This window comes from Pollutimonas bauzanensis (genome assembly GCF_900129885.1).
In the GTDB taxonomy this organism is placed as follows: Bacteria; Pseudomonadota; Gammaproteobacteria; order Burkholderiales; family Burkholderiaceae_B; genus Pollutimonas; species Pollutimonas bauzanensis.
In genome coordinates, this window is record NZ_FQXE01000008.1 from 181636 (window position 1) to 195126 (window position 13491).

9 protein-coding genes are annotated in these 13491 nt (G+C 62.0%); 5 read left to right on the forward strand and 4 right to left on the reverse strand.

All coding sequences use genetic code 11. The features are described 5' to 3' along the window. The first annotated feature begins 85 nt into the window (after positions 1 to 85). Positions 86 to 2944, forward strand: a complete 2859-nt coding sequence (gene uvrA, locus BUB23_RS15845) for an excinuclease ABC subunit UvrA (RefSeq protein ID WP_073104464.1) — start codon at positions 86 to 88, stop codon at positions 2942 to 2944. Between the two features lie 50 nt (positions 2945 to 2994). On the opposite strand, the gene BUB23_RS15850 is transcribed toward uvrA, so the two are convergent. Genes BUB23_RS15850 through BUB23_RS15860 form a run of 3 tightly spaced genes read right to left on the reverse strand, consistent with a single transcriptional unit; the run spans position 2995 to position 5831 of the window. After that, positions 2995 to 4128 carry a deoxyguanosinetriphosphate triphosphohydrolase gene (locus BUB23_RS15850; protein ID WP_073104571.1) on the reverse strand — a complete coding sequence of 378 codons (1134 nt, stop codon included), beginning with the start codon at positions 4126 to 4128 and terminating at the stop codon, positions 2995 to 2997. Between the two features lie 9 nt (positions 4129 to 4137). After that, positions 4138 to 5223 (reverse strand): 3-dehydroquinate synthase, encoded by a 1086-nt coding sequence (aroB, locus tag BUB23_RS15855; protein ID WP_073104465.1) that lies wholly within the window; start codon positions 5221 to 5223, stop codon positions 4138 to 4140. After that, complete coding sequence (locus BUB23_RS15860; protein WP_073104467.1) at positions 5220 to 5831, reverse strand: shikimate kinase; 612 nt, start codon at positions 5829 to 5831, stop codon at positions 5220 to 5222. The genes aroB and BUB23_RS15860 overlap by 4 nt, the downstream gene beginning before the upstream one ends. A gap of 115 nt (positions 5832 to 5946) precedes the next feature. Between BUB23_RS15860 and BUB23_RS15865 the strand changes: the two genes are divergently transcribed. After that, complete coding sequence (locus BUB23_RS15865) at positions 5947 to 8376, forward strand: penicillin-binding protein 1A (protein ID WP_073104469.1); 2430 nt, start codon at positions 5947 to 5949, stop codon at positions 8374 to 8376. On the opposite strand, the gene cyaY is transcribed toward BUB23_RS15865, so the two are convergent. After that, on the reverse strand, positions 8373 to 8702 hold the full coding sequence (gene cyaY / locus BUB23_RS15870) for an iron donor protein CyaY (RefSeq protein WP_073104471.1): 330 nt from the start codon (positions 8700 to 8702) through the stop codon (positions 8373 to 8375). The genes BUB23_RS15865 and cyaY overlap by 4 nt on opposite strands. Before the next feature lie 32 nt (positions 8703 to 8734). Between cyaY and lptM the strand changes: the two genes are divergently transcribed. The 3 genes from lptM to BUB23_RS15885 all read left to right on the forward strand — a co-directional run bounded on the left by lptM (position 8735) and on the right by BUB23_RS15885 (position 13462). Then, complete coding sequence (gene lptM, locus BUB23_RS15875) at positions 8735 to 8968, forward strand: LPS translocon maturation chaperone LptM (protein ID WP_073104473.1); 234 nt, start codon at positions 8735 to 8737, stop codon at positions 8966 to 8968. Positions 8969 to 9016: 48 nt separating this feature from the next. Continuing rightward, positions 9017 to 10285 (forward strand): diaminopimelate decarboxylase, encoded by a 1269-nt coding sequence (gene lysA / locus BUB23_RS15880; protein WP_073104475.1) that lies wholly within the window; start codon positions 9017 to 9019, stop codon positions 10283 to 10285. 210 nt (positions 10286 to 10495) lie between these two features. Further along, positions 10496 to 13462, forward strand: a complete 2967-nt coding sequence (locus BUB23_RS15885; protein WP_084136062.1) for a putative bifunctional diguanylate cyclase/phosphodiesterase — start codon at positions 10496 to 10498, stop codon at positions 13460 to 13462. Positions 13463 to 13491 lie beyond the last annotated feature (29 nt).

Below are 13491 nucleotides of genomic sequence, written 5' to 3' on the forward strand. Positions count from 1 at the left end.
ACAAATCAGACAAGAGGCCCAGCGCACGGAATGTCGCTGCGCGCTATAGTAGCAAGTTAGCCTTTGAAAGACCTTAGTGAACTTGATGGAAGCGATCCGCATCCGGGGCGCCCGTACGCATAATCTTAAAAACATTTCTGTGGACTTGCCACGCCACAAGCTGGTGGTGGTGACTGGCCTGTCCGGGTCCGGGAAATCTTCGCTGGCATTCGACACCTTGTACGCAGAGGGGCAGCGCCGCTATGTGGAAAGCCTTTCGGCCTATGCGCGGCAATTCCTGCAGCTCATGGACAAGCCCGATGTCGACCTCATCGAAGGGCTGTCGCCAGCCATATCGATAGAACAAAAGTCGGCGGGGCACAATCCGCGTTCCACCGTCGGCACGATCACCGAGATCCACGACTACCTGCGGCTATTGTACGCGCGGGTAGGCACGCCCTACTGTCCCGAACACGGCTTGCCGCTGGAAGCGCAGAATGTCAGCCAGATGGTGGACAAGGTGCTGAGCTGGGCTCCCGATACGCGCCTGGCGATACTGGCGCCCCTGGCCCGTTCCCGCAAGGGCAGCTTCGAGGATGAATGCGCCAGCCTGCAGGCGCAAGGCTTCGTGCGGCTGCGCGTCAACGGCGAAATGGTCAGCATCGACCAGCTCGCGCCGCTCAAGAAAACCGAAAAGCATGACTTCGACGTCGTGCTCGACCGCCTGCGCGTCAAGCCCGAAAGCCAGCAGCGCCTGGCCGAAAGCTTCGAGACCGCGCTGAACCTGGCCGAAGGCCGCGCCATCGCCTTGAACATGGACACCGGCGAAGAGCACGCCTTTTCCAGCCGCTATGCCTGCCCGGTCTGCCACCACAGCCTGACCGAGCTCGAGCCGAGACTATTCAGCTTCAACAATCCGGTCGGCGCATGCCCGTCCTGCGACGGCCTGGGCAACGTGGATTTCTTCGATCCCAAGCGCATCGTGGCCTTTCCCGAGCTCAGCCTGGCCAGCGGCGCCATCAGCGGCTGGGATCGCCGCAATGCGTTCACCCACACGCTGCTGACCAGCCTGGCGGCCCATTACGAGTTCGACATCGAAACCCCTTTCGAGGAATTGCCGGCGGAAATCCGCCAGCGGGTGCTGTTTGGCTCGGGCGACGAAGAGATTTCCTTCCTTTATTTGAACGAGAAAGGGCGCACCACAGTCAAGAAGCATCCTTTCGAAGGCATCATCCCCAATCTGGAACGGCGCTGGCGCGAAACCGATTCCAGCGCCGTGCGCGAAGAGCTGGGCAAGTATCGCCACACCAAGGTCTGTCCGGCATGCGAAGGCTCGCGCCTGCGCCCCGAAGCCCGGCATGTGCTGATCGGCAACGAACCCGGCGCCGGGGAGCGCCGCGGACGCGCCATCTTCGAAGTCGAAGCCTTGTCGCTTTCGGCCTGTCTGGCCTGGTTCCAGGACCTGGAACTGAGCGGGGCGAAGAAGGAAATCGCCGACCGCATCGTGCGCGAGATCGAGGCCCGCCTGCAGTTCCTGAACAACGTGGGGCTCAACTACCTATCGCTGGACCGCAGCGCCGACACCATATCGGGCGGCGAGGCCCAGCGCATCCGCCTGGCCAGCCAGATAGGGTCGGGGCTTACCGGCGTCATGTATGTGCTGGACGAACCCTCCATAGGCCTGCACCAGCGCGACAATGACCGCCTGATACTGACTCTGAAGCATCTGCGCGACCTGGGCAACAGCGTCATCGTGGTCGAACACGACGAGGACATGATCCGGTCGGCGGACTTCGTGCTGGACATGGGCCCCGGCGCGGGCGAACACGGCGGGCAAATCGTCGCCCAGGGAACGCCGCGGGAACTGGCCGCCAACGAGCATTCCCTGACGGGCCAGTACCTGAGCGGCAGGCGCAGCATCGCCATCCCGCAGCGGCGCCCGATAGCGCCAGACCAGGCCTGGCTGGAACTCAAGGGCTGCCGCGGCAACAATTTGAAGTCGGTCGACCTGGCCATCCCCGCGGGGCGGCTGGTATGCATCAGCGGCGTATCCGGTTCGGGCAAATCCACGCTGATCAACGACACGCTCGCCACCGCGGTTGCGCAACAGCTGCACCGGGCGCAAACCGAGCCGGCGCCCTACGATACGCTGGAAGGCCTGTCGCATTTCGACAAGATCATCAATGTCGACCAGAGTCCCATAGGCCGCACGCCGCGCAGCAATCCGGCGACCTATACCGGGATGTTCACGCCCATACGCGAGCTCTTTGCCAGCGTTCCGGAATCCCGCACGCGCGGCTACGATCCCGGCCGCTTTTCATTCAACGTAAAGGGCGGCCGCTGCGAGGCCTGCCAGGGCGACGGCGTGGTCAAGGTGGAAATGCATTTCCTGCCGGATATGTATGTGCCTTGCGATGTCTGCATGGGCAAGCGCTATAACCGCGAGACGCTGGAAATCCGCTATCGCGGCCGCAGTATCAGCGAAGTGCTGGACTTGACGGTCGAGCAGGCCCTGGGCTATTTCGAGGCGGTGCCGTCGGTATCGCGCAAACTGCACACATTGATGGATGTCGGGCTGTCGTATCTGCGCCTGGGGCAAAGCGCGACGACGCTGTCGGGCGGCGAGGCCCAGCGGGTGAAGCTGTCGCTGGAATTGTCCAAGCGCAGCACGGGACGCACGCTATATATTCTCGATGAGCCCACCACCGGCCTGCATTTCCAGGACATTGCCCTGCTGCTGGACGTATTGCGCAAGCTGGTGGACGGCGGCAATACCGTAGTGATCATTGAGCACAATCTGGATGTGATCAAGACGGCGGACTGGGTGATCGATATGGGGCCGGAAGGGGGAAATGGCGGCGGGCAGATAGTCGGCCAAGGCACTCCCGAGGACATCGCCGCGAATCCGGCCAGCCACACGGGCAGCTACCTGAAGCCGTTGCTGAAGACGGTGGCGGCGGAATGAAGTTGGGCCCGGTGTTCTCGCACTTTAGGTCGGTTAATTGCCAACGGCATCTACCCCGCATCCATCGAGAACAACTGCCTATGCTCCCGAATCGCATAGCGATCCGTCATCCCCGCAATATAATCCGCGATCGCCCGCGCCTGCTCCAGCGGCTCTTCGCGCCGGTACTCGCTCGTCAACAAGCGCGGCTCGTTCATGAAAGCCACGAACAGCTCGCGCACGATAGTGCGCGCTTTCGTCGTCATCCGCATCACCCGATAATGCCGGTATAAATTTTCCATCAGGAAACTTTTCAGCGCATCCGCCTGGCGCCGCATCGACACCGAAAAAGCCGCCAGGGCGGGGCCGCCGCGCACCGCATCCGCACTGTCCGGCCGATGCGCATCGATATTCGCCATAGTCGTTTCCGTCAAATCGACAACCAAGGTATTGATCATCGCCCGGATGATCTCCGCCACCAGGCGGCGCTTCTCGATATCGGGACACCTGCTCTTGACCCGCGCATGGTGCGTGGCGAAAATTTCCAGCGCCAGCAACTGCTCGATCGAAATCAGGCCCGATCTCAGCCCGTCATCGATGTCGTGATTGTTGTAGGCAATTTCATCGGCCAGGTTGGCGATCTGCGCCTCCAGCGAGGGCTGCGTGCGCGCCAGGAAACGCTCGCCCACATCGCCCAGCAAACGCGCATGCCGGACCGAACAATGCTTGAGTATGCCTTCGCGGGTTTCAAAACACAGGTTCAAGCCATTGAATGCGGCATAGCGCTCTTCCAGCTCGTCGACCACCCGCAAGCTTTGCAAATTGTGCTCGAACCCTCCCGCCTCCGGGGCCAGCTCGCGCATGCAGGCATTCAATTCGTCCTGCCCGGCATGCCCGAAAGGCGTGTGCCCCAGGTCGTGCGCCAGCGAAATCGCTTCCGTCAGGTCCTCGTGCAGGCCCAGGTTGCGCGCCAGCGTGCGGGCAATCTGCGCCACTTCGATGCTGTGCGTCAGCCGCGTGCGGAAAAGATCGCCCTCGTGGTTGATGAATACCTGCGTCTTGTATTCAAGCAGGCGAAAAGCGTTGCAATGGATGATACGGTCCCGGTCGCGCTGGAACTGGCTGCGGCCCGTCGGCGGGGCCTCGGCATGGCGGCGGCCGCGCGTGTGTTCCGGGTGGCAGGCGTACGGAGCGAGCATCGTCATGGCCGCCACCTAGACCTGCGCCACGGCAGCTTGGTCCAGCACGCGCCGCAGCGCTTCGAGCGGGGCGGCCTCGAAGCGCGCCTGGCCGATTTCAGGCAGAAGCACGAAACGCAGCTGACCGCCCTCGGTTTTCTTGTCAACCTGCATCAGCTCGATCCAGCGCGGCGTGCCCAGGTCGGGCGGCTGGATGGGGCAGCCTATCGCCGCGGTCAGGGCCCTGACACGCGCCACGCTGGCCGGCGGCAAACCCAGGGTCAGCGCCGACAGCTCGGCCGCCTGCACCATGCCGCAGCCCACGGCTTCGCCGTGCAGCCACTGCCCATAGCCCAGGCCCGCCTCGATCGCATGCCCGAAGGTATGGCCGAAATTGAGAATGGCGCGCAAACCCGACTCGCGCTCGTCCTGCGATACCACATAGGCTTTCAGTTCGCAGGAACGCTGGATCGCATAAGTGATGGCCTGCGGATCCAGCGCCCGCAAGGCCTCGACATGCTGCTCGCACCAGGCGAAGAATTCCGCGTCGATGATCAGGCCGTACTTGATCACCTCGGCCAGCCCGGCGGCGATCTCGCGCGCCGGCAGCGTGGCCAGCACATCGGTATCGATTTCCACGGAAATCGGCTGGTAGAACGCGCCTATCATGTTCTTGCCCAGCGGATGATTGATGCCCGTCTTGCCGCCCACCGATGAGTCGACCTGCGCCAGCAGCGTCGTGGGAACCTGCACGAACCGGATGCCACGCATGTAGCAGGCGGCCGCGAAACCGCCCATGTCGCCGACCACCCCGCCGCCCAGGGCGACGATTACCGCCTTCCGGTCGAGACGATTTTGTAACAAAGCGTCGAAGACCAGGTTCAGCGTCGGCCAGTCCTTGTGGGCTTCGCCATCGGGCAATTCAATCCGCAGCACGCGCTTGCCGGTCTGCGCCAGGGCTTTTGTGGCGCGCTCGCCGTAGTGGCCGTAAACCGTAGGATTGGTGACCAGCGCAATCGCCGTGGCATCGGCGGGGATGCTCTGCGCCAGCGAGTCCAGCCGGCCTGCGGCTATGTGGATGGGATAGGAACCGCCGGGCGTGTCGACCTGCACCGTACTCATGAGTTGACCTCGTGTCGTTGAAGCAAGGGAATCAGGCAGCGCACCACCTGCGCGACCGCCATGGAACCGGTGTCGAATGTCAGGCTGGCGACTTCCTTGTACAGCGGTTCCCGCTCTGCAAGCAAAGCGTGGATGCGCGATTTCGGGTCCGCGGTTTGCAGCAGCGGGCGGTTGCGGTCGCGCGCCACCCGGCGAAACAGTTCGTCGGCGCTGGCGCGCAGGTACACTACAACCCCGCGCTCCTTCAAATAACGGCGGTTTTCGGGCGCGAGTATGGCCCCGCCGCCCGTGGCCAGTACAATACCGCGTCGACGGGAACATTCATCGAGTAAAGTAGTCTCACGTTTTCGGAAACCCTCTTCGCCCTCAATGTCGAAAATTAACGACACCCTGACTCCGCAGCGCGCTTCCAGTTCGTGGTCCAGATCGACAAACTCGCGGTTCAGAATGCGCGCCAGGCTGCGGCCTATCGTAGTTTTTCCCGCCCCCATCATTCCCACCAGGAATAAAGGTTGGTCATAGGGCAATGGCGTCACGGCAGGGTCTTCCGGCCCCCCTGCATCGTTAAGCTCAGGCCCCGAGCAGTCCATAGGTAAAGAATCATTCATTTGTGTATTATCCCACTTGCAATCCGACCACACGCCGCTACACTGCATTCTTCGGTTACATAAACCTGATGCGTAAATCATAGTCTGACCGCGGTTAGACTTAAAATCGCCCGTAATGAGTTCTTCTACCAATTCCCCAAAAAACAATGCCGGCGCGTCCCATTCCTGGGTTGGCCGCTTTTTCCTGAAAACAGCCATTTTCATTGCTGGGCTCGGGCTATGCGGCGTGTTGCTCGGTGCGCTTGCGCTGGCGCTGGCCTGGCCCAATTTACCCGATCTCGGCGCGATGATCGATTATCGTCCCAGGGTACCGCTGCGCATCTATACGGCCGACAAGGTTCTTATTGGCGAATTTGGTGAAGAACGGCGCAACGTGCTGCGCTTCAACGAAATTCCGGACGTGATGAAATCGGCGATTTTATCAGCCGAAGACGATCGCTTCTATCAGCACGGCGGCATAGACTGGACCGGCGTGGCGCGCGCCAGCCTGGCCAACCTCACGCATATGTCGAAAACCCAGGGCGCCAGCACGATTACCATGCAGGTGGCGCGCAATTTCTATCTGTCGTCGGAAAAAACCTATACCCGCAAATTCTACGAATTGCTGCTCACCTTCAAGATCGAGGCCACGCTCACCAAAGACCAGATCCTCGATCTCTACATGAACCAGATCTACCTGGGCCATCGGGCCTATGGCTTTGCCGCCGCCTCGCGCACTTACTTCGGCAAGCCGCTGGGCGAAATCACGCCCGCCGAAGCCGCCATGCTGGCCGGCATACCCAAGGCCCCTTCGCGCTTCAACCCGATCGCCAACTTCGACCGCGCCAAGTCCCGCCAGGGCTATGTGCTGGGCCGCATGAAAAACCTCGGCTACCTGACGGAAGACGAATACCAGCGCGCCACGCACGAGGAAATCGTCATCAAATCGGCGGCCGGCACCCCCGCCGGCGGCTACGCCATTCACGGCGAATACGTTGCCGAGCTGGCGCGCCAGCTCTTATATGGCGTTTATCAGGACAATATCTATTCGCGCGGCTTCAACGTCTACACCACGGTCAATTCCGAGGACCAGGAACAGGCCTACAAGGCGGTGCGCGACGGCATCCTCGACTACACCCGCCGTTCGGTCTACCCCGGCCCGGAAACCACGCTGGACCTGCCCGCGGGCGTTGAAAACGATCCAGCCAGGCTCGATGCGATACTCGACGAACTGCAGGACAAATACTCGGACAACGGCGACGTCCTGACCGGCGTCGTGCTCGACGCCAGCCCCGCCAAGATAACGGTGGCGCGCACATCCAAGGAAATCATCGAAGTCACCGACAAGCGCGCATTGCGCGTGGTGGCCCGCGGCCTGGTGAAAAACGCCAAAGACAACGTCCGCATCGAGCGCGGTTCGGTGGTGTACCTGCACAAGAACGGCGACTACTGGGAAGTCATCAATATGCCGGCGGTGCAGGCCGCCTTCGTAGCCCTGCGCCCGCAGGACGGCGCCATACAGTCCATGGTCGGCGGCTTCGACTTTGAAGAAGGCAAGTTCAACCGGGTGACCCAGGCCTGGCGCCAGCCGGGCTCCTCCTTCAAGCCCTTTATTTACGCGTCGGCGCTGGAACGCGGCCTGACCCCCGCCACCCAGATTTCCGACGAACCCTTCACCCTGACCGCGGCGCAAACCGGCTCCAAGGCCTGGGCGCCCAAGAACTACGGGCGCACCTACGAACCCATGCTGACCATGCGCCAGGGCCTGTACAAGTCCAAGAACATGGTCTCCATACGCATCATGCAGGCGGTAGGGCCCAAGTATGTGCAGGACTACCTGACCCGCTTCGGCTTCGATCGCGAGCGCCAGCCCGCCGTGCTGCCGCTGGCGCTGGGCGCCGGCAGCGTAACCCCACTGCAGCTGGCGGGCGCCTATTCGGTGTTCGCCAACGGCGGCTACCGCGTACCGCCCTATATCATCGACCACGTCACCGACAGCAGCGGCAAGGTCATCATGCAGGCCAAGCCGACCGTGGCGGGCGATGCGGCCGCCCGCGCGGTAGATCCCCGCACGGTATATGTCATGACCGATATGTTGCGCGGCGTGGCCACGTCAGGCACGGGCGCCCGGGTTCACCGCGAACTCAAACGCGACGACATAGGCGGCAAAACCGGCACGACCAACGAATCCCACGATGCGTGGTTCGCCGGCTTCACTCCCAATCTGGTGGGCGTCGTCTGGATGGGCTACGACCAGCCCCGTTCGCTGGGCTCCAGCGAAACCGGCGGCGGCGCATCGCTGCCCATCTGGCTGGAATACATGCGCTATGCGCTCAAGGGCAAGCCCGAGATCCCGCCGGGCCCCATGCCCGCAGGGCTCGCCAAGGTCGACGGCGATTATTATTTTTCAGAATTTCCCCCGGGCCAGGCCGTAGCCAGGGTAGGCTTGCCTTCCCCGTCCGACACCCTGACCGGCGGCGGCATGGACGGCATCGGCAATTTGCTGAATGAACTGACAGGCAGCACTGAGCAGCGCAGGGAACAGCCGCCCAACGTGCCCTTCTAGACCATGACCCGGATCGGCTGGCCTGTCGCCTCTGAAAAGATTTGCGACAAGGCCTCCGATAATTCGGGGCCGCCTCGCGTATCATTCCAGTGTCGGCCATCAAAACGATAATGGAACCCCCCGCTGGGAGCTGCCACCCACATCTCCTGCAAAGGGGCCTGGCTGTTGATGACGACATGGATCGCATCGTTAAAGATCAGCGTCAGCACGTTGCCGCTGCGGCTGGCTTCAATATCAAGGTCATACAGGGAAACCCAGTCATCCGACTGGCTCTCCAGGCTGTCCAGTATGGACTGGCTACGCGCAAGAAATTCTGTTTCGTTCATAATCCCAACTTGTCCGCATTTGGAGTTTTATCATGCAAGCGCCCCGCATCACGACACCTGCCCATACCGTCTGTCGCATTGTAGCCAGCTTCGCGCTGCTTTCAACGCTGCTCGCCTGCGGCTACAAAGGGCCCTTGTACATGCCCCCTCCGCCGCCTCCCGACGCATCGCTGACCAACCCGCCGACCCCCTCCGGCCCGCCCGCCCAGCAAGCGCCGGGCAGCGCCGGCGAAGCGGCCACGCCCAGCCCCGTGCAGACCAAGTAGGCAAGCCGCCCCGCCCATCAACCATACCCGACCACAGCGCCATCAGACATGACTGTTGCCCCTCACTTTCAATTCCGCAATGGCGTCTTGCACGCCGAAGATGTTCCACTGGCAGACCTGGCCAGGCAGTTCGGCACGCCGCTCTATGTGTATTCGCGCCAGGCGCTGCATGACGCCTGGGATGCCTACCGCGTCGCATCGCAGGGGCGCAATGTGCTGGTCTGCTTCGGCATGAAGGCCAACTCCAACCTGGCAGTCCTGAACGAATTCAAGAAGCTGGGCGCGGGCTTCGACATCGTCTCCGGCGGTGAACTGGCGCGCGTGCTGGCGGTGGGCGGCGATGCGTCGCGCGTGGTCTTTTCCGGGGTAGGCAAGCAGGTCTGGGAAATGCGCGCCGCCCTGGAAGCGGGCGTCAAATGCTTCAATGTGGAATCGGAACCCGAACTCCTGCGCCTGGCCGAAGTAGCCGAACAGCTGGGCATGGTCGCGCCGGTTTCGCTGCGCGTGAATCCCGACGTGGACGCCCAGACTCATCCCTATATTTCCACCGGCCTGAAAGAGAACAAGTTCGGCATCGCCATCGACAGCGCCGTGGCGGTATACCAGCGCGCCGCCGCCTTGCCCAGCCTGGAGATCGTAGGCGTGGATTGCCATATCGGATCGCAGATCACCGAGGTCAGCCCTTATCTGGACGCCCTGGAAAAGCTGATCGTTCTTGTCAAGGCGCTGGCCAGGCTGGGCATCGACCTCAAGCATCTGGACCTGGGCGGCGGCATAGGCATACGCTACACCGACGAAACACTGCTCGCGCCCAGCGTGCTGCTGGACAAAGTCTTCCAGGCGCTGGATGCGCACGGCCTTGCGCACCTGCAGCTGGTCCTGGAGCCCGGCCGCTCGCTGGTGGGCAACTCCGGCGTGCTGCTGACCACGGTCGAATACCTCAAGCACGGCGACGCCAAGAATTTCGCCATTGTCGATGCGGCCATGAACGATCTCATACGTCCAACGTTGTACGACGCTTGGCATAGTGTGGAAACCGTTGCGCCGCGCCACAATGGCGACACGGCCCTGGTTTACGATATTGTCGGGCCCATTTGCGAAAGCGGCGACTGGCTGGCGCGCGACCGCAAGCTTGATATACGGCAGGGGGACCTGCTGGCCATCATGTCGGCGGGCGCCTATGCATACACCATGGCTAGCCAGTACAACACACGTCCCCGCGCCGCGGAGATCATGGTCGATGGTTCACAGGCATACGTGGTCCGCCCGCGAGAAACCGTGGAAAGCCTGTTCGCCACCGAAAAAATATTGGACTGAGCAATGGGGGCTTGGCCCTTCGCTAAAGAAAAACGCAGTACAACCGTAAACCATAAGACCAACCGTTTCTACCCAAAGCCAACGGTAGATCTCCTTGTCGAGATGTGCTTTTTTATCACGAGACCACCGGATTACCGTGAAAGTTCAGTATCATGCTCAACTTGTTATGCTGATCGTAGCTCACGGGGAACAGGCCTGTAGAAATAGAACATGACGGCTTCAAACGCGCTTCGCCCTACCCTCTTCAAGAAGCTATCCACAGCCGCCGGGCGGCTGGTTTATTGTTTTTCGCTGTATATCGTTCCCGCCGCCATAGTGGTTTTCTCCGCGCTGGCGGTATATGCCCTGAACAGCCATTACCCGGCCGCCGAAGGCCAGCGCGTGTCGATCCGCCTGCTGCCCGAGGGCCAGGACAAGTACAGCCTGCCCATGGCGATCGCCGCCCTCAGGACCCAGGCCTCGTCGCTGTCGGCCCGGGCCTCGTCGCCCAGCTGGTTCTTGATCGACCTGCCTGCCGCGCCCCACATCGAGAACGCGGCCCTGGACATCCCCTCGCGCCTTACGCAGACCCTGCACTGCTGGAATGCCGGCACCCTGGGCTCGCTGGGCAGCGCCGACCGCAGCCAAACCACCGGCTCGCTGCGCTCCAACAGGATGGGGTTCGCAATCGTGCTGGGCAATGCGCCGGGCCCTGCATCCATCCTGTGCTACGCGACCTTTGTCGAAACCGGCATGCTGTCGGCCGAGCTCTGGAGCATGACCGACCTGCGCAACGCCGCCAACCGCTTCGAGCGCGGCATAGGCATACTCGAAGGCGGGCTGCTGACCATTGCGCTGTTCATTCTTGTCATCGCCATCACCAACCGCGAATGGATATACCTGCTGCTGGCCACATGGCTGGTGGGCAACCTGCGCCTGGGCGCGTTCGCCCTGGGCTGGGACAGCCAATGGCTGGGCCAGGACATCCCCCTGGAATGGATGCCATTCATCCGCCAGGTGACGGTGGCGGCCTACTATCTGCTCACCTACACGCTGCTTACCCAGCTTTTCCGCAGCAACCGCCACAGCTATTTTCCGCGCCTGACGCGCGCCGCCGAGTGGGCCGGCCTGGTCCTGCTGGCCGGGGCCTTCCTGCTGCCTTATCCGTCATTCCAGCCGCTGATGTGGCTGACTTGCGGGTTCGGCGTGCTGGTGGCCATATTGCTGCTTTCGCGTTCCGTCTACCGGGCGCGATCGCGCATCTGGCTGTGGCATATCGCAACGCTCAGCATGTCGCTATGCCTCATCCTTTCGGGCATTCTGCTGGTGATTTTCGGGCGCACCGAATTCATCGATACCTTCAATAGCGTGATTGCCCTGCTGCTGTCCAACATCATGGTCGCCCTGGCCGTCGCCGAACGCATGCGCGAAGACCGCAAGGAGCGGGTGCGGGCGCAGACCGAACTCGTCAGCAACTACGCCGTGACTCCCATAGGCATGTTCACGCTCAATGCCGAAGGGGTCTTCGAGCGCGCCAACCCGGTGCTGGAACAGATGCTGGGTTTTTCGCTCGGCAGCAAGGCGGTGGTGCGCTGGACCGACTACTTCGAACCGCAGGACTGGGCTGCGCTCGCCGAGAAAACCAAGAACGCCGAGGAAGTCGAAATCCAGGCCCTGGCCAGCGCCATGCGCCCCGGGCTGCCGCAGCATTTCGTGGTCAGGGTCGCCCTGGCCGACAGCCATATAGAAGGCTCGCTGCAGGACATCACCGCGCGCACGGAAACGATCAATCAATTGCGCCGCATGGCCGACAACGATCCGCTGACCGATGTGCTGAACCGGCGCGGCATCGAAAAGGCCCTGGATGCGTCCCTGCAGTGCCTGACCGAAGGGGAGCCCTGCGCCCTGGCCTATGTCAACCTGGACCACTACAAGCGCATCAACAGCCTGTTCGGCCACATGTCGGGCGATGAGGTGCTGCAGCAGGTATGCCAGCGCATCAAATCCGCCCTGACCGAGCAGCAGCACGTAGGCCGCATCGGCGGCGACGAATTCGTCATCCTGTTTCCCAATTCCACCATAAGCGAGGCCCGGGAAGCCGCCACCAAAGTCATCGAGCAGCTGAACTCGACGGCTTTGTATGTGGGCGGACGGGCCTTCCAGATAAACAGCGCCATGGGGGTCATCGAAGTCACCAGCGACATGGACCCCAAGGACATGATTTCCGCGGCCAGCCGCGCCTGCCGGGACGCCCGCAAGCAGCACCAGGACATCGTCGTATACGAACAAGATTCGCACGAGCTGCGGGAACACACCGAAGAGCTCAGGCTTTTCGACGAGCTGGAAGGCGGCGATTCGCCGCGCGGGCTCTACCTGGAAATGCAGCCCATCATGTCGCTGAAGAACCCGCTGCAGACGCTGGATTTCGAAATCCTGCTGCGCGTGCGCAATTCCACGGGGGACCTGGTCCCGACAGGCAAGATCATCGCGGCCGCCGAAGAAAGCGGCACCATTACCATCATCGACAAATGGGTGTTCTCGGCCACCCTGGAATGGCTGGCCAAGCATGAGCACCGCCTCGCCCGGACCGAGCTGGTCAGCGTCAACCTCAGCGGCGTCTCGCTCAATGACGACAAATTCATAGACGCTTTCTTCACCATACTGGCGCGCTACGAACACCTGGCCAACCGGCTGTGCGTCGAAATCACCGAAGGCGTGGCCTTGCAGGACCTGAACCGGACCCGGGCGTTCATGAAGCGCCTGCAAAAAATGGGCGCGTTCATCGCCCTGGACGATTTCGGCGCGGGCTATACCTCATTCTCCTATCTCAAGGAACTGCCCGCCGACGCCATCAAGATCGATGGCGCCCTGATCAAAGACATGATGGCCAACGAAACCAATACGGCCATCATCCGCACCATCGTCGAGCTGGCGCGCAACCTGGGCATGAAGAGCATCGCGGAATGGGCCGAAGACTGCGCCACGCTGCGCGCCTTGCAGGAGATGGGGGTGGATTACGTACAGGGCTTCGTCGTATCCAGGGCCAAATCGCCGGCCGAAATACTGAACGCCAATACGCTGGCGGATCTGATCGACGACGAGGAAGTTCTGCAGTTCATCCGCGACATCGCGACGGAAAGCCGCGATGAGCACGATAGCCATCAGCCGCGGCGGCAAACGCCGGCAAACTGGTTTTGATTCGGGGCTGGGCCTGTGGTGCGGCCAGG